Genomic DNA, 20024 nt, shown 5'->3' with positions numbered 1-20024 from the left:
ACCGCCGGAGCGTTGGACACACCAACGGACCACTGTCGGCAATACGCCGTCCTCACCTACCACAGGAACCAAAACTCGAACACCCTCCCGCCATCGCCCCCACTCTCATCCGCTACCACCAGAACACCAAGAGGCAATGCCTCTAAGGGGGCGCCGCTATTTTTGACGAAGTGGTCAACACGGGATTGCGCCGTCAGGATGGGTTCCCGCTGCGCGGCCGCCAGGACTTGATCTCGGTCGTATCCAGGATCCTCAAGTACTCCATGGAGACCGGCCAGTCCGCTGCCGTGGTCCTGAACGGCGAGGAAGGGATTGGCAAGACCGCACTGACCGACGCGGTGACCCGTGAGGCCACTCGCATGGGTTTCGCGACAGGTCACGGTCGCAGTGACGCTGCTGTGGGGGCATCGCGGCTGCCGGCGTTGGTCTGGGCGCTGCGGACGGGTCGCCACCCGCTCGTCCCCGCCGAGCTCTTCGCTGAACTCGCGTCCGTCTACGAACGTCCGCCGTGGCTCCTTGACCGGATCGCCGATCTGCTGGAGAGCACTGCCACTCGTCAGCCGGTGCTGATGGCACTTGAGGATGTGCACTGGGCTGACGAACTGACAGCGGCCGCCCTGCGCGTACTGCCGGAGCGTCTCGTCGGACACCGCGTCGTATGGCTTGTTTCCACTCGGGACACAGCGACTGGCCCGATATCTCGCGCCTCGGCGGAGATGGCCCGGCAGCTTCCGTCGAAGATCATCGCTGTACCCCCCCTGCCTACCGACGCGATGCTCCAGATCGCCTCCGACCGGCTGGACGGCGAACCAGGGCCGGCGCTGCGGGCCTTGATCGAGGGCGCCGGTGGCAATCCGCTGATCGCGGTCGAACTGGCCGAGGCAGCCTATGGGCTCGATGCCGACACTGAGCCGCCCATACCCGAGCGCCTGGTAGCCAGGGTCGGCGAACAGTTGCGGTCACTGCCGGAGGCCGCGGCACGGTGGGTGACCACGGGCTCCGTGCTCGGCACCTCATTCACTCCCGACACTGTCTCAGCGCTGCTGGGCGGCTCGACCGGCAAGACGGTCCTCCCCGAGCTGACCGAGGTCACCCGCGTCGGCCTCGTCATCGACGACGGCGAGAGGATGTCATTCCGGAGCGAAGTGCAGCGCCGCGCCATCTACGCGACACTTCCCCTCTCGACGCGCGCGGCCCTGCACAGCAAAGCATTGCAAGTGGCAGGCAGTGACCCTGTAGCACGTGCCCCGCACCTGCTGGCGAGTGCCCGGCCGGGCGACTTCGCGGCGGCCGCAACACTCGTCGACGCCGCAGAGCGGACACGCGAGAGCGCTCCTGACGACGCGGCCCGCTTGGCGATCAAGGCGATTGAGCTGGCTGGTCCAGAAGCTGCGGAGTGGACGGAACTCGCGGCGCGCGCGGTCGGCGTACTCGCCGAGACAGGCCACGACCGGGAGGCGGTCGCGCTCGCCGACCGCGTTATCGCGCGCGCACCGGAGACCACCGTTCTTGTACGTGCAGAAGTCTCGCTTGCGATGCCGTTGTGGCGGCTCGGGCTCCTGCAGACGATGCGGTCGCGAGCGTGGCAGATCCTGGGCAGCACGGATCTGTCCGAACGGGACAGAGAGCGTCTCATCGCCGTGACGGTGCTCGCCGACTCACGCGCCGGCGATGTGGAGGCCGCGCGCGTGGCCGTGGACAGAGTGCTCGCGGCAACGCGACGTGCAGGAGACAACGAAGGCGAGAGGCTGGCACGATGGGCCTCGACCGAGGTCGCCGGCCTGGAAGGCCGCTACCCGGTCTCCGGCGACTTGCTCGGCAACTCGGCTGATCTCGAAGCAGCGCGGAAGTCGGCGCATGCTGTTCTGGCAGCTCCGCCCGAAGACCGACTGGCTGCCGAGAACCTGCGCGTACGGCTGGCCTGGATCGCCTACCTGCGTGGGGACCTGCGGGCACTGGAGAAGCAGGTTCGCCTCGCGCAGCGTCTGCCGCTCGATGAGGATCCGGCATGGCCGACAGCTCTGCTGATGCTCCAGACGGTACTTGCGGCTGCCCGTGAGGACAGCCGGGCCCCCGACCTCGCCTGGCAGGTCGATCAAAGCGGCGGTGTCCACCGGATGCGATGGTTGCCGGAATGGCAGATCTTGGTGGCCCGTGTGGCGCGCTCGTCCGGAGCCGGACCCTTGGCTCGCAGGGGCGTGGCGATGGCCAGAACATTCGCCGAACGCAACAGCGGACTGGCTGTGCCTGCGGCGGTCCGCGCCCACGTCGCAGGCCTCGCGACGAACGATCTCGACGAACTGCGTCAGGCAGTCGACACGTTGCGACCTGCCGACAGGCCGCTCTTGCTGGCCGCAGCGCTGGCTGACCATGGCGAGGCACTCGTAGGTACGGGCAGCCGCGACGAAGGGCTGGCGGCACTGGATCAGGCAGCCGGGCTCTACCGCGAGGTCGGTGCCCAAGGAGAGCTACGCCGGCTGTACTCGGTCGTGCGCGCTACGGGTGCGCGGCGCCGCTGGGCGCCCGCCACGCATCGCCCGAAGACCGGCTGGGACGCTCTGACCGATGCCGAACGGCGCGTGGCTGACCTTGTCGCCGACGGGCACAGCAACAAGTCCGCGGCTACCGAGCTGTTTCTCTCGCCCAACACCGTTGCTACCCACCTGCGGGCCGTGTTCGGGAAGCTGGGCATCAGTTCCCGGCTGCAATTGGCCAAGGTTGTCACCGCTCAGCGCGAACGATCTCACCTGGATTGATGAGAGACCGCCGCCGATGCAGGTGGCTTCGGGGAGGCGCCTCTGCCGCATCCGACGAAGGGCCCCATGGGGAGCGCCAGGTCTAATGGCGCGGTCGTGACGCGACGCCGCCGCAGTGGAGCAGGGAGACGGGGTCGTTCCAGCGGCATGACCTGTGCATTCGCGCCCGACGACCGGTTTGCTTGTACCGTCCCCGCCAAAGCTCTTGGCGGTACCTCACGGCCAATCGCAGCGACGTACTTGTGTGTGGACGGCTCGCTTCCGATGGTGCAAAGGGCGGCCGGTGCACCTCGTATCGTCAAACTTGATGATCTTGGCGTGGTGACTCGCGGCTGCCACTGTCTTCACCACGATCAACGAGGCCTGGTGAGAGGCTCTCGTGGCATCTTCGCCACATGCTTGTGGACGGAAACCAGATCACCCCCGGCGACCTGCCGGAGACCTTCGACTACATCGTGATTGGCGCCGGCTCGGCCGGGAGCGCCGTCGCGGCACGCCTGCTCGAGCACGACGACGTGCGAGTACTGCTGCTGGAAGCCGGTGATGCCGTAGACGGCGACGACGTCGTGACCACACCCACGCGGTGGGTCGAGAACCTCGGCTCCCGGAAGGACTGGCAATACCAGTACGACGCCGAACCCCACCTGGACGGACGGACCTTGCCACTGCCGCAGGGCAGGGCGCTGGGCGGCTCAAGCAGCATCAACGGGCTCATCTGGATGCGCGGCGACCGCGCGGTCTACGACGAATGGGCGGCCGAGGGGAACACGGGATGGGACTACGAATCCGTGCTGCCGCTGTTTCGGCGAAGCGAGGACTGGGAGGATGGCCCAAGCCCCCTGCACGGAACCGGCGGACCGATCCGGGTGGAGCGCGCCCGAGACCTGCACCCGGTCGCAGCGGGACTCATTGACGCCGCCTGCGCGCTGGATCTGCCGTATCTCGACGATCTGAACGTGCCGTCGCCGTCCGGGGCGGGCCCACTGACCTTGAACGTGCGTGACGGTCGCAGGGTTTCGTCGTGGACCGGATATCTGCAGGACAAGGCCGACGACGAGCGGCTTACGGTCGTCACCGCGGCTCGGGTGCGCAAGCTCGTCATGGTGAGCGAGCGGTGTGTCGGTGTCGACGTCGTCATCGCAGGCCGCTCGTGGTCACCCCGCGCAGCGCGCGAGGTCCTTGTCTCGGCCGGAGCGATCGGGTCACCAGCCCTGCTGTTGCGGTCCGGCATCGGGCCTGTTCGGCAACTCGAACATGCGGGGATCGGAATCGTTGCCGACCTGCCGGGAGTCGGCAAGAACCTGCAAGATCATCCGATCGTCGCCGGGCTGTGTCTGGCTCCTGGAAGAACATTGCCACCGCCGAACAGCAATCTCGAGGGAGCCGGCGTTCTGTGGCGCAGCCGCAGCGACCGCCCGACTGCGGATGTGATGATCCTCGCCGTGCAGATTCCCTATTTCTCCCGGGAGATCGGAGACCAGTACGACGTTCCGCCCGACGCGGTGACGCTTCTGCCGTGCCTGATGCGCCCCGCCAGCCGCGGCTCGGTCGAGGTTGCGAGCGCCGAGGGACCGGTGCGGATTCGCGCCAACATGCTCGCCGAAACCGCAGACCTCGACGCACTGGTCGCAGGCGTGGACCTGGCCCAAGATCTTGCAGCCACCAAGGAGTTCTCTGTGGTGGCAGGGAGTTGGGCTGTGCCGACTCACCCGATGACCCGTCGCGAAATCGAAGTGTTCGTGCGGCGTGCCACGATGCCCTATGTGCACCCGGTCGGAACCTGCGCGATGGGCGTCGGAGAGGATGCAGTCGTTGATTCCAACCTTCGTGTCCGAGGCATCGCAGGGCTGAGGGTGGCGGATTCTTCGGTTATGCCTTCGATCACCTCGGGTAACACCAACGCTCCCTCGACGATGATCGGGGAGTTCGCGGCTGCCCGGATCGGCGAGCAGTGAGCTGGGCGAGCAGTTCCGATTGCCGAGGCTCCCGGACGCGGGGAGGGTGTCCAACATCGGGTTGTGACGGCCGAGTTGGACACCCACTTGACCGCACTGTACGTACACGTCGATGACCGTTTGAAGGCCCCGCGGTGGCGTGGTCGGCCGCCGCGACCGACCGATGCGGAACTGGTCACGCCGGCCGTGGCCCAGGCTGCGCCGGGTTTCCACTACGAGGCTGACTGCGCTTCGCTCACCCGCACAGACTGTTCCCGTATCCGCCTCGACGGCCCACCTGCAACAAGCGCCTGCGGGCCGCGCTCGACCTGGCAAAGCGGGGCATCCGGTCCCTGGCCGGCGACTGTGACCTGTGGCTGGACCCGCTGTGGATCGCGGACTCCGCTCTGATCGGGTGCGCCCGCTCACGTGGGACCGGCAAGCGCTCCGACCCGGCTGGCTGGGCCAACTACGGCTACTCCTACTCCCGTTTCTACTGGGGCCTGGAACTGCACATGGTGTGCACTCCGGCCGGGTTGCCCGTCACGTGGGCCCTGGCCGACCTCAAGATCGACGAACGGCACGTACCGGCCTCCCTGATCGACGATGAACCGCACCTTGCAGCTGTCCGGCGGGGCCTGCTGAACCTGGCCGGCAAGGGCTACATCGCAGCCGAACTCGGCCGCTTCCTCGGCGCCCGCAACATCCAGCTGCTGCGACTCTCCTACCGCAACTGCAGTACCCCACAGCCCGTAGAAGCCCTTCTCAAGACCGTGCGGCAGCGGAGCGAGTCGGTCAACGACACCCTCAAGGGCCAACTCGACCTCGAACAGCACGGCGACTGCACCATCCAAGGCGTCGCAGTCTGTGTGACCCAGCGGATCCTGGTGATGACCTGCGCGATCTGGAACAACCGCACCACCGGCGCACCCCTCACCAGCTCACTGCGGTCAGGCGGTCGTTGACCTCTTCGGCGTGCAGAACGGAAAGATCGTCGAGCACTGGGACTCGCTCCAGGACGTGCTGGAGACATCGGCGAACGACAACACGATGTTCTCGACCGCGGTCCGGGTCGATGCCGACCGTCGGGCGTTGGCCGGCCCGGAGCACGGTTCGTCGAAGGCTGGCGAGGCCCCCACGGACTGTCTGCCGATCCGAGTATTCGACTGGGGCCGTCCACTGGACCGCGCCGAGCCCTTCATTTCCGCTCTGGGGCCAGATCCCGGGACTGTTCGGTGGGATCTGGACGCATGATCATGGCCCGATCGCAGCGGAGTGCGGCCCGCGGGCCACTTTTCATGGACCGTGACGACGGTTTAGCTTCAGACCATGAACGATCCCTTGGTTGTACCAACTGGCGACATCGCCGACGCGGCCCTCGCGATCCTGCGCGAGACGGTGGACAGGCCGATTGCCGAACACAGCCTGCGCAGTTTCTACTTCGCACGGCTGACTGCTCAGCAAGAAGGCCTGCTGACCGATGCGGCATACGACGAGGGGCTGTTGTTCGCGGCCACGGTCATGCACGACCTCGGGCTGGGGACGCTTGCCGAGGGCAAGGCCCGTTTCGAGGTCGAAGGCGCGGATCTCGCCGCAAAGCTGCTGGCTGAGCACGGGGTCCCGGACGGCGACATCAGCCGGGTCTGGGAAGCCATCGCCCTGCACAGCTCGATCGGCCTCGCCGATCGCATGGGCCTGCTGACCTATCTGACGCACAAGGGTGTCTTCAGCGACGGTGGTCGCTTCACCGAGCTTTCCCCCGAGCTGCAGGAGCCCGTGCGTCTCGCCTACCCGCGGTCGCCCAGTGACCGCTCGGTCCAGGTGGCCATCATCAAGCACGCCCGGAAGTCTCCGAAGGCGGCGCCACCTTTCTCCATCGCGGCTGAACTGCTCAGGCAAGCCGGCGGCTGACGAGAGCCAGAGGGAGGCCAGTGGTACACACAAAAAAGCCGTCGGCCTGCTGATCGACGCCCAGCACTCCAGCAGGATGTTGCTGTCTGACCTGCGGATTTCGATGGGTGGCTGGAGTATCGCGGGCTGTTGAGCGGTCAGGGGCGGTCTCACGGAGGCTGCCCCTCGAACGTGCGACAACGCCGCAGGTAATGACAGCGACAGGTGACTGCCTGATGTCGGCGCCAGTTCGACCAGTTCATCGCGTGGCGTCGGCCTCGGCGCACGCAGGTGCGGGGGCCGGGGACGACAGGCTGCCAGGAGTCGCCGGGCCTCCGCCACGGTGAGCGTGATGGCCTCGGCTGCCTTACCAGTTCCGTCCCCTCTTCCCTGGGGTGTGTTGTGGTTGCCAGGAAGGCGTGCGCGAACGTGGCGAGGGTGATGTGCCGGTATCAGCCCACGTAGCGACGGATTTCGTACTGGTCCAGGCCGCACTCGTTCTTCGTGGCCTGGAAGCACTCCTCGATTGCCCAACGTGTCCCGGCGATCCGCACCAGCTCTCGGGCGCTGGCCTCCAAGGGGGCGTAGGCGAGGTAGTAGGCGATCTCGTCGGGCTTGCGGATGCTGCGACGGCCGGCGCTCACCGCATCCGGTGGGCGACCTCGCCCTGATTGTCGAACTCGGCGACGGCTGGCAGCCGCACCGCCGCCCAGTGATAGACGCGCGGTCCCTTCGCGCTGTCTCCGCCTGCAGCAGGTCGTCGCGGTGTCGTCCGGTTCCTCCCACTTCGCGTCGGCGAGCCGGTGCTGCAGACCTCGGAGGTGGCGTGGCCTGTCTACCCGGCCGGCTGCCAGCTGTTCTTTCGGACCACTGGAGCGAGCAGTCCGCTTGCGTAGTCACGCATACAGTGGCGAAGTTCCACACGGCCGAAGCGATGACCGATGGTCACGAAGAGGTCGTCCAGTTCAAGGTCTCACTGCTCGGCAGCACTCTCGAAGATCATGTGAGGACTTTTCCCGCACGCTGTCATTACCTGCGGCGTTGTCGCACGTTCGAGGGGCGGCCTCCGTGAGACCGCCCCTGACCGTTCAACAGCCCGCGATGCTCCAGCCACCGAGCGAAATCCGCAGGTCAGACAGCGACATCCTGCTGGAGTACTAGCCGTTCGGCCGCGGCGCGTTTCTCGGCGCTGAGGCTGGTGACCCAGACGCGGAAACCGGCCGCACGGGCGAGCCCGGTCAGCGCGGTGGACACTCCGCCGCCGGCTCCCTCGATCAGGACGGTGTCTCCCGGCGTGAGACCGGACTTGGTGAACAGCATCCAGAAGGCGATGAGTCAGGGTGCCGGTGACACAGGTGGCTTCGGCGTGGGTGAACTCGCCGGTTTCGGGGCGAGGACACGGCGGGGAACGGCGACGTGTTCGGCGAAGGTGCCGGGGGCTCCTTCGCTGAGGAGCGTGTGGGCGGGGCCACGGACCGGCTCGTGGCCCAGCGAGGCGGTGGTGCCGACGATGACCTCGTTGCCTTCTTCGTCGATGCCGCTGGCTTCTCCGTCGAGGATCACCGGGTAGCGGTCGGCGGCAGTCCGGCACCCCGCAGCGTTCACAGGTCGTGGTGGTTCAGGCCGGCGGCCTTGGTCAACGGTCAAGAACGGCAGTCACAGGCAGGGCGAGGGGATTGGCTCCACCGGGTGAGCCGTTATGCGCCTGTCGTCGAGCCGGGGCGGACGATCATCAGGACCACCACGATCAGCCAGGTGAGGGCAAATAGGCCGGTGATCATCGACAGACGGGGCAGCCGAGCGATCAGGGGCTCGGTGTCGGTCGTTGCCTGTTCGGGCCCCTCGAGCTGGGTGACCACGGCGTCCTGCGTGCCGAGCACCGCGATGCCGAGTAGGACGGCGGCCACCACCGTCAGAGCCGTGGAGGCTATGAGCCAGGCACTGCCCATCACGCCCATCACCTGGGCGGTACCGATACCGAAGGCCGGGACGGAGACGCCGGCCACGGCGTACACCCGGCAGACCCGATGCAGCAGCTGGACCGAGCTCCTGGCCGACTGCTGCTCGGGGCCGTCAGCCAGGGCCTGGCGCGCATAGCGCGGGAACAGGCTTGCTGCAACGGTGACCGGTCCGATGAGCAGGATCGCCGCTAGTACGTGGATGGTGAGCAGGAATTTGGCCATGTCGGTGTCTCCCTTTTCGCGCGCACGCTGAGGCCGAGCGTCAGGCAGCAGTTTCAGCCTGACTTAAACTTGGGCGACGATAGCATTCCTCTTTCGAGAGCTCAGAACCGCCGGCTGCCCGCATCCGGCTCTGGAGGGTGGGACAGGTGACGAGAAACCCGGCCGAGCGACCGCCGCCAGGGCGCCCCGCGCTGCTGCTGCTCGCCTTGGGGCGGCTCGTGCGGGAGGAGGTCGAGCGCGCCCTTGATGCCAAGGGGCTGTCGCTGCGACATCTGAGCGCCCTGGGCCATCTCTCGCGTGAGCCCGGGCTGTCCTACAGCACATTGGGGCGCAGAGCTGGCGTCACTGCACAGAGCATGCAGGCCACCGTTCGCCAACTCGAACAAATTGGCGCCGTCCGTCGCGTGACTCCAGCAGGACGTGGTCGTACCGCGGAACTGCGCGTCACCGACGCAGGTCGCCGGTTGCTCAGCGAGATGGACGATGCCGTGGGCTCGGTCGAAACCCCCCTGCTCGACGGACTGACGACCGAGGAGCAGGCCAGCCTCGGCGCGCTGCTATCTCGCCTCCTTGCCAAGTGAGGTTCTTTCCCGAGATGTGGAGGGGGTGACGGGGGCAGATGGTTCTCATGAGAGGAACATCGACCATGGCTGTTCCCAGGAAGTACTCGTTCGAGTTGCGTGAGAGTGCGGTGCGGATGTACCGCACCACGGACCCGAAGCCGTAGGTCAAGAAGCTGGCCGTCGACCTCGGGGTGCACATCGAGGCCCTGCGCAACCGGATCTGCAAGGCCGAGGCGGACGCCGGCGAGCGTGACGGCCGGCTCACCATCGACGAACGCGCCGAGCTCGTGGCTCCGCGCAAGGAGAACGCCCAGCTCAAGCGACGGCGCTCATCGACGAGCATCCCCGCCGGGGAGCCGAGTGCGTCCTGCGGGAGCTGCACATCGCTTCCCCCACCCACTACCGGTGGCGCCGCGCGAAGAAGGAGCCGTGCGAACGGCGCCGCCACGACGTCGAACCGACCGAGCGGATCAAGGAGATCCACGCGGAGTCCGGCGGCAACTACGGTTCGCCGTGCGTGCACGCGCGCCGTCCTCAAACGCGAGGGCGTCCACGCGGCCGCAGGCAAGTTGAACGTCTGATGCGCGAGGCCGACATCGTGGGCGCCAGCCTCTGACGGAAGGGCTCCACACGCCGCGGTCCCGAAGCCACGCTTGCCCCGGACCTGGTCAACAAGGACTTCATGGCACCGGCGTCGAACCAGCTGTGGGTGATCGACCTGACGATGATCCCACCGGCGCGGAACCGCTGTGGCTCTCGACTTTCTGTCGCCGGGGCGCGGCCTGGGAGACATCGGCCCGCGCGGGCGCCGAGATGGTGCTGACCATGCTGAAGTGCGCGCCCGCGTCCCGGAGGTCGAGCCCGGCAAGCTCAACCATCACACTGACCACGGCTGTCAGGGTGGATTCAACTGGTCGTCGCAACACTTTGATCTCGGAGGTGTGCGACGTGGCCACGGCGGACTGGAGTTTGAAGACCACCGATGTTCCGGAGGGTCGGCGTCGGCAGTGGCGCGCTGATCGTGCGTTGCGGCCGGCGATGCGTTCGCCGGGGCGGCCTGATCCGTCTCGAGTCGTGCAGCGCCAGTTCTGGCGGCTGATCGCCACAGGGGTCACGACGGTGGAGGCGTCGTTGGCGGTCGGCGTGTCGTGGCCGGTGGGTGCGAGGTGGTTTCGTCACGCTGGCGGCATGCCTCCGATCTCGTTGGCCGAGCCCACGGGCCGGTACCTCGCGTTCGAGGAGCGCGAGGAGATCGCGATCCTCAGTGCGATGAACAAGGGCGTGCGCGAGATCGCCCGCGCCCTGGGGCGTGACCCCGGAACGATCTCTCGCGAACTGCGCCGCAACGCCGCCACGCGCAGCGGCAAGCAGGAGTACCGCGCGACGGTCGCCCAGTGGAAAGCACAGCAGGCCGCCAAGCGCCCGAAGACCGCGAAGCTCACAGGCAACGACAGGTTGCGTGAGTACGTGCAGGACCGGCTCGCCGGCAGCGTCCGCCGCCCCGACAACACGATCGTCCCCGGACCCAGGACGCCCGCATGGAAAGGGCTGAACAAGCCGCACCGGCAGGACAGACGATGGGCGACGGCATGGAGCCCGGAGCAGATCTCGCACCGTCTCCATGCCGACTTCCCCGATGATGAGTCCATGCGCATCAGCCACGAAGCGATCTACCAGGCGCTGTTCATCGAGGGCCGTGGCGCGCTCAAGCGGGAACTGGTCACGTGCCTGCGCACCGGCCGGGCGCTGCGGACTCCCCGTGCACGGTCACAGAACAAACCGCAGGGGCATGTCACCGCGGACGTCATCCTCAGCGAACGCCCCGCCGAGGCCGCAGACCGCGCGGTCCCCGGACACTGGGAAGGCGATTTGATCATCGGGACGGGTCGCTCCGCGATCGGCACGCTGGTCGAGCGCAGCAGCCGCTCCACGCTCCTGGTGCACCTGCCCCGGCTCGAGGGCTGGGGCGAGAATCCGCCCGTGAAGAACGGCACCTCACTCGGGGGCTATGGCGCGATCGCGATGAACGCGGCGCTCACGACGTCGATGACGCAGCTGCCCGAGCAGCTACGCAAAACCCTCACCTGGGACCGCGGAAAGGAACTCTCCGGCCACGCCCAGTTCGCCATCGATACCGGGACGAAGGTGTTCTTCGCCGATCCCCACTCGCCCTGGCAACGACCGACGAACGAGAACACGAACGGGCTGCTGCGTCAGTACTTCCCGAAGGGCACCGATCTGTCCCGGTGGTCGTCCACGGACCTCGAAGCCGTCGCCATGGCGATCAACAACCGGCCCCGCAAGACCCTCGGCTGGCGGACACCCGCCGAGGTCTTCGAAGAGCAGCTACGCTCGCTGCAACAGCCCGGTGTTGCAACGACTGGTTGAACTCGCCCAGAACACGTACGTCAAGCTCACAACTCGGCCGCTGCGGACGGGAGTTGAAGCGTCCATGGGCTCTGTCGGGGACCGTTACGACAACGCCCTCGCGGGGAATCTGTGGATGCTGGTCAAGACCGAGGGCCTCCGCGGACGCACCTTCGCCACCCGGGCAGAAGCCAACCTCGCGCTCTTCGAGTACATCGACGGCTTCTGCAACTCCCGCCGTATCCAGGAACGGCTCGGATGGCTCAGCCCAGCTGATCAGCACCCCTCGCACAACAACGGGGGAACCTTGCTTCTCAGTTCCGGACGCTGCTGGTGAATTCGGCGGTGGGAGGTGCGTCGGGCCCCGAGATCTATGTCTCGGGGCCCGACGCCGTGCCGTGGCAGGGAACACGGTGCCGGGGTGACCGCGCCCAGCGGAAACGGTCCGGGTGGCGTGGGCACTGTTCCCGCGAGGAAGCCCACTGACCGAACGTCAGGTAGCCCAGACCGCCTCGCCGCACCGGGGATCTCCAACGGGCCTTGTGAGCATCGGTCGGGTCAGACCGGGTTCACTGGGATTGTCCAGGCGTTGTCCTGGATCTGCTTGATGAGTTCTTCGGTGGCCGGCGGCCACACGTTGCGGTACTTGCCGTCCTCGGCGCCGATGACCTCGACCATCTTGTCGATCATGTCCTGCGGGTCATGCTGACCCTTCATGATCTCCGTGAATGTGGCCTTGATGTCCTTTTCGGGGGTGAAGTTGACCGCGTCGTCCTGCCAGTGGTAGGTCGACTCGCCCATGCGGTCGTTGAAGCCCGTGTCGTAGGCGCCGGGATTGATGGTCTGGACGGTGATGCCAGTGGGCGCGAGTTCGGCCCGCAGTGTTGCGGCGATGGCTTCCAGGGCGTGCTTGCTCGCGCAGTACGCGCCCAGTCCGTAGGCGGTGAGCAGGCCGCCCATGGAGCTCACGATGACGATGCGGCCCGCCGTGCCGGCGTCGACGAACTTGCGGATGACGTGCTGGGTGAGGTCGAGGTTGGCGAAGACGTTCGTCTCGAAGGTGCGGCGGACCAGATCGACCGGGATTTCGGCCATCGGCCCGCTGTCGCCGATGGCCGCATTGCTGACGAAGGTGTCGAAGTCCCAGGCGACAGCGGTTGCAATGTCGCGGGCATCGAGCACATCGAGCTTGTCGACCGTGATGCGATCCTGCAGACCAAGCTCTGCTGCCTGTCGACGCAGCTCGCTGACCTGCGGCCAGATCTGGGTGGTGGCGATGACCTGGTGGCCGGCCTGCGCCAGTCCGATGGCAGTTCCGCGGCCGAGGCCGCTGCCTGCACCCGTAATCAGGATCTTCTTCATGACGTCCTCTGTGATGAGTAGTCGGGTAGTTGGAGTTCAGACGGAGTCTTTGGCGCCGGCACGAGCGACTTCGCCATCCTGGGCGGGGAAGCCACCCGAGACTCCGACCGCGCCGATCAGGGTCCCTGCCTCGTCACGGAGGGCCACGCCACCGGCGAAGGGGATCAGGCCGCCGTTGGTGAACTCGACTGTGGGAGCGGGTCCGCCGGGCTTGCAGTACTCCCACAGGGTTTCGCTCGGCCCACCGAACAGGATTGAGGTCTTCGCCTTGGTCAGGGCAATCTCGATCGAGCCAAGGATCACGCCGTCCATCCGGGCGAAGGCCAGCAGATGGCCGCCGCCGTCAACGACGGCGATGGCCATCGGTACCCCGATACCGTCAGCATGGGCGCGGGCTCGTTCGACGATTGACTGGGCATCGTCCAGGGAAATGCTCATCGAGATTCCTTCACGCGCGTCGGCGACGAAAGCCGTCCGAAGAATCCTTCGAACGGCGAGCTCCAGCTGATCACGTCCGCCCTGTGCCGCTCCATAACATGAATGGGTGAAGGATTGGGTGTCTGTGCCGCGCTGATGAGTGGACTGCTTCACTTATTCATGTGATGTTGCCTCGACGGGCGTTCGTGACTTGGGCTGCTCGACTTCGCCGCTTTGCCCGGACGTGACGGTCGGCGAGGTGGAAACGCAAAAGCGCCTTTCTGGCCTGGGACGATGTACCTTGCCGAGGGGTTCTGCCATTCATATGTCCCTGACATGCGCAGCCGAGGAGTCCCTACTTCTCTTCTCTCCGGCAGAGGCAGGGAGAAGACGAACTGCACGTGCACTCACCGGGTCGGCCGCGCCAAGTGTTCCGTGGAGTAGATCATTTGCCGCCTACTCGGTTGACCGTCAAGTGCCGGCTTTCCTGTGCCATCGAGGGCTGACCAATGTCGCCGAAGATTGATGGCCGCACGACTGTGCCAGCAAAGTCTGAGCAACTCCTCGTCACCGCGAGGCGCCCCGATCTCGCCCGATGCGGTAAGTGGTTCGGTTTCTTCCGCTTTTGCGTGGAAAACCCATCTCATCCGCCGCAGCGCGAATGCCTGGACCGCCTATGGAGCCGCCACCTCATGAGCACCCCGCCGGCGCCCGTGCCATATGCGTCTCCCTGGCCGCATTGCGCGCAGGGCGCGGACCCTGCCACCGACCCCGTCGGCTGCTACGGCATCCACGTAACCAGCCATTCCGCTTGTCTCGCCCACCTTGCGGATCCCGACCGCACCGCCTACCTGGCCGGCCTGACTCCTGGGGCAGACATCGACCATCGCGGTACCTCCTTCACCCGACAACTCCTCACCGCGTTGCTCGACGTCGTCCGTGACTCCACGACCGGGAACCCCCACCTCGGCGATGCCCTGTTCAGCGGAGCGCAGTTCTCCGGCCGCGCCAACTTCAGTGGGGCTCGCTTCTCCGGCAGGGCCGAGTTCGGTGAGGCACAGTTCTCCAGCGACGCGGTGTTCGGCACGAATCCGTGGCACGCCGATACCCGAGATTTGGACGGCGCGAGTTCTCCGGCCACGCCGAGTTCGGTAGGGCGCGCTTCTCCGGCGCCGTCTGGTTCGACAGGGCGCGCTTCTTCGGCAAGGGCTACTTCGGCAGGGCGGTGAGGCGAGTACGTCACCAACCCGTCCCGGGCGGTCCGCTGGTCGGGTCTGCCTAACCGCTGCGATGTGATGTTCACGTCCGTGTCTGCCAGGCTCCTCGTGACCAGCTGGTGGACTGGTTCGACCTCACGTGGCTGCAATCTCGCCTGAGGGAGTCGCGCTCACCACGATCAGCTCGTAGACGGGGCCTGACCCGGTACGCCACGGGCCGGACCCTGTGCCCGGTCGCCCGAGTCGGCGCCACCGGGCTCGCAGAGACCTGAAGCTGCCGGTTGCCGGAACGCCGCAACTGTGTCGGATTTTCACCAGCATGCGTCCGCACCGCACCTGATTCACCTGCAAGTACGCACTTACGTTGAATGGCGAAGCGTTCGTTTTCAACAGAGGAGTACTTGTGAACGTGCCCATCGTGTCCGTTGCTTACCATTCCGGCTACGGCCACACCGCAGTTCTCGCCGAGGCGATCGAGCGGGGCGCCAAGGAAGCCGGCGCGGTCGTAAATCTGATCGCCGTTGACGAGATCACCCCTGCTCAATGGGAACAGCTGGACGTCTCGGATGCAGTCGTCTTCGGTTCGCCCACCTACATGGGAACTGCCAGTACTGCCTTCCACGGCTTCGCGGAGGCCTCATCAGAGCGCTGGTCGCGGCAGGCATGGAAGGACAAACTGGCTGCCGGATTCACCAACTCGGCTTCCAAGGCGGGCGACAAGCAGTCGACGCTGCAGTACTACGCGACGCTGGCGGCGCAGCATGGCATGCACTGGATCTCGCTGGGCCTGCACGGAGGCTGGAACTCCTCCAAGGGCAGCGAGAACGACCTCAACAGGCTGGGATTCTTCCTGGGCGCAGCCGCGCAATCCAATGCGGACCAGGGCCCCGAGGGCGTGACCGTCAGCGATATCGCCACCGCCGAGGCGCTGGGCCGCCGGGTCGCGGACGCGGCCGCCACGTGGGTGGCCGGTCGCACCGCACGCGCCGCCTGATCCGCAGGACCGGGCTTCTGCACGGACAAGAACACCGCGCACCTCGCGAAGATCCTGCTCATGGGAGCCTCCGCACGGCCAGACCCGGCACGACCCAAGCCGGCCGAACCGTGGGCGCGGTGTTCTGCCGTCATACCGATCGAAACCGACCCGCCACCCGCGTCACTGACAGCGCCTCAACCCTGCAGAGGCCGCGGATCAGACGGATTTTGAACGCGATGCACTCTCTCAGCAGGCGCTCGACCCAATGACCACCGTCCAACGGGCAACGCCTGGGTCGACCGGGGACCGAATCGGTCGGAATGAGCGGCTCACTCAGGCCCCACATCAGATCAGTGTTCATTGGCCTACCAGAGACGTCTCATCAACTGAGTAGCCAAAAGAGACGCGACCTGGCTCCATCGTCAGCACAGAGGACGACAACCCCAACACCTGTGCTGTCAGACCTTCTTCAAGGCGCTCGTTGGAAGGCGAGGCAGCGGGCACTCGCAATGGGACCTGCTGAGCTCTCTCCGATGCGGGAACGGACAGCGAGCCATCGCAAGCGACCAACTGACCTCACGCAAGAACGGCCCGTCAAGTGACGGGCTTGAGATCGCCGCGTGGTCCGATTGAGGGGAGCGATCGAATGAACGTAGTGCGGACCGGTGGACTTGATGCCCTGCGACTGGAGGGGAAGGTTGCGGTGGTGACAGGCGGAAGCAGTGGGATCGGCGCGGCGACCGCGAATCGCCTGGCCGAACAGGGGGCATCGGTGGTGGTGGGGTTCCACCATGGAGCGGATCGGGCGGCCGAAGTGGTAGCCCAACTGCCGGGTACCGGGCATCGATACCTGGCGCTGTCGATCGAGGACTCAGCGCAGTTGCGTGAGGCGGCCCAATTCGTCGAGAACCACTACGGCCGGTGCGACGTGCTGGTCAACTCCGCCGGCAGGACGCGCAAGGTGGCACACCCGGACCTCGATGGCTTGGATGACGAGTTGTTCGACTCGCTGATGCGGGTCAATGTCCGCGGTCCGTTCGCTGTGGTGAGAGCACTTGCGCCCTTGATGCGGAGCACGGGCGACGCAATCGTGATCAACGTGTCCTCGATCTCGGGCAGCACTGCGTCGGGGAGCAACATCGCCTACTGTGCCGCGAAGGCTGCGCTGGACAACCTGACCATGTCTCTTGGGCGGGCCTTGGGCCCTGAGATCAGGGTAATCGGCGTGGCGCCGGCCGCAGTGGACACCGGCTTCGTCCCGGGCCGGGGCAGGGACGCCATGCTCGCCCAGGCTGCCACCACACCACTCCAGGTCGTTGTCGCGCCAGACGACGTTGCGGTCGCCATCATCGGGGCCGTCACCCACTTCCGCATCGCCACCGGGACTACCTTCCAAGTGGACGGAGGGAAGCATCTGTAGCGTCCAGCTCCTTCTTGCCTCCCCATTCGGTGTGCGCTCGGTCCCTGTCCAACGCCCCGTCGGCGTCGAGATCTGAACCGCCCCGAGGCCGCCGGAGCCCCCCCATGCGACCCGGGACGGTTTACTTCTCAGCCAACGGATTGCTTTACGTGCGAAACTCCCACGGCGCACACTGGCTTCATGGGAATGCACGTTGCCCACGACGTGGATGAATGGGCCCAGGTGGTCTCGGCGAGTTTCGTTCCGCTGTCGCTGGTCACGCTGTCCGGCTCCTTCACCGGTTCGGTGCACTCCAGTGCTCTGGGCCCCGCTCTCACGCTCTCCGCGGTCAGTGTGCAGGGCCACTCCGTCGTTACCCGAACCTCCAGGCTGGTGCGCACCGAGCCACGAGACGACTTTCTGTTCTCCCTTCATCTCGACGGTGACGGCGCCGTCGTGCAGGACGGCCATGAGGCGGTGCTGGCGCGCGGGGGTGGGGTGCTGTACGACTCCGCGCGGCCCTACCAGCTGCTTTTTCCAACCAGCCATCGTCAGCTGGTGCTGCAAATTCCCCGACACCATTTGTACGACCGGGTAGACCACGTGGCAGAGGTGTGCGGGCGCGCGCTGCCCCCCGACGGCCCCGGCGTCAGGGTCCTGGCTGCCTGTGTGCGCGAACTCGCCGAGACCTGCGAGAGCCTCACCAGTACTCCTCGGGCTGAGCTGGGGGTCACGACCGTCGACCTTCTGGCCACCGTGCTGCGTGCGGCTGTCGGCGACGACATCGGTCCGCGCGGCTTCCCAGGACGAGCCGCCTTGCTCGTATCGATGCAGACGTATGTACGCGATCACCTGTCCGACCCTCGCCTGACGCTGGCGGAGATGGCCCGGTTCCATGGCGTATCCATGCGCTACATGAGCGAGTTGTTCGCCGCTGAGGGTTCCTCTCCGGCCGCGTTCATCCGCGCAGAGCGACTGCGTGCCGCGCATCGCCTGCTGACCGATCCCCGCTACTCGGCGCTCACGGTCTCCACCGTCGCGACCCGCTGCGGCTTCGGTGATCGCACCACATTCACCCGCGCCTTTGTGCGGGCCTTTGGCCTGACACCGGTTGCCCTTCGTGCGGCACACGGCCACGAGTCCGAGTAGCGCGATCCAGCCCGTCGTCGGTGAGCACAGCTGACCGCCGAAAACGCCGCAGACTCGTGCCCGCAACGCCGCATCGACTGGTTCGCTCGCACCTACGGTTTGGCCATCTCAATAACACCCACCCGCCCGGAGGTCGCCATGTCGTCCGTGTACCGTGTCGCAGCCGTGCAGGCCGAGCCCGTATGGCTCGACGCCGGCGCCACAGTTGAAAAGACCATCGGACTCATCGAGGATGCGGCAGCGCAAGACGTGGCTCTCCTCGCCTTTCCCGAGACTTGGATCCCGGGCTACCCGCTGTTCCTGTGGCTGGGAGCGGTAGCCGGGCAGGTGCCGTATGTCGCCCAATATCATGCAAACTCCCTCACGCTGGACAGCCGCCACCTCACAGCGATCCGCGAGGCGGCCCGCCGAACAGGTGTGACCGTCGCTCTCGGTTACAGCGAGAAGGACTACGGCAGCCTCTACATGGCGCAGACCATCATCGGCGCCGACGGCGGTGTCCCGCTGCACCGCCGCAAGCTCAAGCCCACCCATGTCGAACGCACCCTGTTCGGTGAAAGCGACGGCAGCCACCTCAAGGTCGTCGACACCCCGCTCGGCCGGCTCGGTGCGTTGAACTGTTGGGAGCACCTCCAGCCGCTGAACAGGTACGCCATGTATGCCCAGCACGAACAGGTCCACATCGCAGCCTGGCCCGCCTTTGGCCTGTACAAGGGCATTGCCTATGCCTTGAGTGCCGAGGCCAACCTCGCCGTGACGCAGAGCTATGCCCTGGAAGGCGGATGTTTCGTCATCGCCCCGAGTCAGGTAATCGGCGAACGGGCCATCGAGACGTTCGCGACCAATGACGAACAGCGCGCTCTGCTGACCACGGGCGCCGGCAACTCCCGCATCTACGGCCCCGACGGATCGCCCATGGGGAAGCCCCTCGACGAGTACGCCGAGGGGCTGGTCGTCGCCGACATCGACCTGTCTCTGATCGACCTGGCCAAGAACGCCGCAGACCCCACCGGCCACTACGCCAGGTCGGACGCCACGCGACTGCTGCACGACGACCGGCCCAGGCCTGCCGTGGTCCGACCCGGCGAGGCTTCCGGACCTCACTTCGTCGACCTGGACGAGCCAGCAGACAGCACCGCCGCTGAGGTTCAGCTTTCAAGCCTGGCCTGAGCCGGCTGTAATGTCGCCCAGCTGAGGCCACACGCTTACCGACATGCTGAGCCCGACGAGGTATTCAGCGCCTGAGCGTGGACACATCAGGAGGGCATCGTGGATCGTCGAGCACTGGGGTTCGAGAGGCTGGCACGAGCTGCGCGCCGCTGATCCGCATACCGCTCGAGAGCGCGCCAGGGACACGACGCTGGAGAGTGCCGCGTACCTCGGAGCGTTCCTGAGCGTGGCGCAGCCCGCCTCCTCCCTGACGTCTCCGCGGCAGGCCCGGGGAATGAAGGGCGTGCCCTTCGCGGTGAAGGACACCATCGACACCTCTTCACTGGCGACAACGGACAGGTCGGCTGTGCTGGATGGACCGCTGCCCCGCGCGGACGCCGAAGTCGTACGGAACCCGCATGACACCGGGAGATCGGCGAGTCGAGCGGAGGGAGCGCGGTCGCTGTCGCGGTCTGTGCCGCGACGTTCTCCCTCGGCACCGACACCGACGGGTCGATGACGATCCCCGCTGCGTGCTGCAGCATCGTCGGGTACCGGCCGACCCGTAGCCGGTACCCGACGATGGGCTCCTGTCGATTTCTTGGACGCGGGACAGTGTCGGCGTGATGGCCACATCGATTGCGGATGTGATCGCAGTTGAC

20 protein-coding genes and 1 pseudogene are annotated in these 20024 nt (G+C 66.5%); 15 read left to right on the top strand and 6 right to left on the bottom strand.

Translation table 11 applies throughout. The features are described 5' to 3' along the window. The first annotated feature begins 170 nt into the window (after positions 1 to 170). The 5 genes and pseudogenes from OH768_RS07525 to OH768_RS07505 all read left to right on the top strand — a co-directional run bounded on the left by OH768_RS07525 (position 171) and on the right by OH768_RS07505 (position 6601). Positions 171 to 2756, top strand: a complete 2586-nt coding sequence (locus tag OH768_RS07525; protein ID WP_406451306.1) for an AAA family ATPase — start codon at positions 171 to 173, stop codon at positions 2754 to 2756. Positions 2757 to 3151: 395 nt separating this feature from the next. Next, positions 3152 to 4711, top strand: coding sequence for a GMC family oxidoreductase (locus OH768_RS07520; protein ID WP_406451304.1), 1560 nt, complete (start codon positions 3152 to 3154; stop codon positions 4709 to 4711). A gap of 494 nt (positions 4712 to 5205) precedes the next feature. Then, complete coding sequence (locus tag OH768_RS07515; RefSeq protein WP_406451302.1) at positions 5206 to 5655, top strand: hypothetical protein; 450 nt, start codon at positions 5206 to 5208, stop codon at positions 5653 to 5655. Next, positions 5624 to 5746: pseudogene (locus OH768_RS07510) on the top strand (SnoaL-like polyketide cyclase); the annotation flags it as partial. The gene OH768_RS07515 and the pseudogene OH768_RS07510, both read left to right, overlap by 32 nt. A gap of 273 nt (positions 5747 to 6019) precedes the next feature. Further along, positions 6020 to 6601, top strand: coding sequence for an HD domain-containing protein (locus tag OH768_RS07505; protein ID WP_406451300.1), 582 nt, complete (start codon positions 6020 to 6022; stop codon positions 6599 to 6601). A gap of 431 nt (positions 6602 to 7032) precedes the next feature. Here OH768_RS07505 and OH768_RS07500 read toward each other — a convergent pair whose 3' ends face one another. The 4 genes from OH768_RS07500 to OH768_RS07485 form a co-directional block, all read right to left on the bottom strand. Further along, entirely contained in the window at positions 7033 to 7224 is a 192-nt protein-coding gene (locus tag OH768_RS07500) for a hypothetical protein (RefSeq protein ID WP_406451298.1), read from the bottom strand. Between the two features lie 487 nt (positions 7225 to 7711). After that, positions 7712 to 7900 (bottom strand): hypothetical protein, encoded by a 189-nt coding sequence (locus OH768_RS07495; RefSeq protein ID WP_406451296.1) that lies wholly within the window; start codon positions 7898 to 7900, stop codon positions 7712 to 7714. 15 nt (positions 7901 to 7915) lie between these two features. Then, a complete protein-coding gene (locus tag OH768_RS07490) occupies positions 7916 to 8185 on the bottom strand; it encodes a hypothetical protein (RefSeq protein ID WP_406451294.1) in 270 nt (89 codons plus the stop codon). Positions 8186 to 8277: 92 nt separating this feature from the next. After that, positions 8278 to 8763 carry a DUF2269 family protein gene (locus OH768_RS07485; RefSeq protein ID WP_406451292.1) on the bottom strand — a complete coding sequence of 162 codons (486 nt, stop codon included), beginning with the start codon at positions 8761 to 8763 and terminating at the stop codon, positions 8278 to 8280. A 146-nt stretch (positions 8764 to 8909) separates the two neighbouring features. Between OH768_RS07485 and OH768_RS07480 the strand changes: the two genes are divergently transcribed. From OH768_RS07480 to OH768_RS07465, 4 genes are all read left to right on the top strand, one after another. Then, the gene (locus tag OH768_RS07480) at positions 8910 to 9344 is read left to right on the top strand and encodes a MarR family winged helix-turn-helix transcriptional regulator (RefSeq protein WP_406451290.1); all 435 of its coding nucleotides are present in this window, start codon (positions 8910 to 8912) and stop codon (positions 9342 to 9344) included. Positions 9345 to 9657: 313 nt separating this feature from the next. Beyond that, positions 9658 to 9942, top strand: coding sequence for an IS3 family transposase (locus OH768_RS07475; RefSeq protein ID WP_406465183.1), 285 nt, complete (start codon positions 9658 to 9660; stop codon positions 9940 to 9942). Positions 9943 to 10514: 572 nt separating this feature from the next. Beyond that, positions 10515 to 11714 (top strand): IS30 family transposase, encoded by a 1200-nt coding sequence (locus OH768_RS07470; protein ID WP_406465181.1) that lies wholly within the window; start codon positions 10515 to 10517, stop codon positions 11712 to 11714. A 64-nt stretch (positions 11715 to 11778) separates the two neighbouring features. Then, on the top strand, positions 11779 to 12030 hold the full coding sequence (locus OH768_RS07465) for an IS3 family transposase (RefSeq protein ID WP_406451288.1): 252 nt from the start codon (positions 11779 to 11781) through the stop codon (positions 12028 to 12030). 221 nt (positions 12031 to 12251) lie between these two features. Here OH768_RS07465 and OH768_RS07460 read toward each other — a convergent pair whose 3' ends face one another. Next, positions 12252 to 13055 carry an SDR family oxidoreductase gene (locus OH768_RS07460; protein WP_406451286.1) on the bottom strand — a complete coding sequence of 268 codons (804 nt, stop codon included), beginning with the start codon at positions 13053 to 13055 and terminating at the stop codon, positions 12252 to 12254. Between the two features lie 36 nt (positions 13056 to 13091). Continuing rightward, positions 13092 to 13493 (bottom strand): heme-binding protein, encoded by a 402-nt coding sequence (locus tag OH768_RS07455; protein WP_406451284.1) that lies wholly within the window; start codon positions 13491 to 13493, stop codon positions 13092 to 13094. 488 nt (positions 13494 to 13981) lie between these two features. On the opposite strand from OH768_RS07455, the gene OH768_RS07450 reads away from it, so the two are divergent. The 6 genes from OH768_RS07450 (at position 13982) to OH768_RS07425 (ending at position 19989) form a co-directional block, all read left to right on the top strand. After that, positions 13982 to 14701, top strand: a complete 720-nt coding sequence (locus OH768_RS07450) for a pentapeptide repeat-containing protein (RefSeq protein ID WP_406451282.1) — start codon at positions 13982 to 13984, stop codon at positions 14699 to 14701. Between the two features lie 391 nt (positions 14702 to 15092). Continuing rightward, entirely contained in the window at positions 15093 to 15683 is a 591-nt protein-coding gene (locus OH768_RS07445; RefSeq protein WP_406451280.1) for a flavodoxin family protein, read from the top strand. Positions 15684 to 16311: 628 nt separating this feature from the next. Continuing rightward, positions 16312 to 17085 (top strand): SDR family NAD(P)-dependent oxidoreductase, encoded by a 774-nt coding sequence (locus OH768_RS07440; RefSeq protein WP_406451278.1) that lies wholly within the window; start codon positions 16312 to 16314, stop codon positions 17083 to 17085. Between the two features lie 180 nt (positions 17086 to 17265). Next, positions 17266 to 18213, top strand: coding sequence for a helix-turn-helix domain-containing protein (locus OH768_RS07435; protein ID WP_406451276.1), 948 nt, complete (start codon positions 17266 to 17268; stop codon positions 18211 to 18213). A gap of 138 nt (positions 18214 to 18351) precedes the next feature. After that, positions 18352 to 19383: a carbon-nitrogen hydrolase family protein gene (locus OH768_RS07430; protein WP_406451274.1), complete on the top strand. Its 1032-nt coding sequence runs from the start codon at positions 18352 to 18354 to the stop codon at positions 19381 to 19383. A gap of 411 nt (positions 19384 to 19794) precedes the next feature. Next, positions 19795 to 19989, top strand: a complete 195-nt coding sequence (locus OH768_RS07425; protein ID WP_406465179.1) for an amidase family protein — start codon at positions 19795 to 19797, stop codon at positions 19987 to 19989. Positions 19990 to 20024: the final 35 nt, after the last annotated feature.

The sequence above is a fragment of the Streptomyces sp. NBC_01622 genome, assembly GCF_045209635.1.
In the GTDB taxonomy this organism is placed as follows: domain Bacteria; phylum Actinomycetota; class Actinomycetes; order Streptomycetales; family Streptomycetaceae; genus Streptomyces.
The sequence above is the reverse complement of the archived record's forward strand: the minus strand, read 5'-3'. Positions and strand labels throughout refer to the sequence as shown.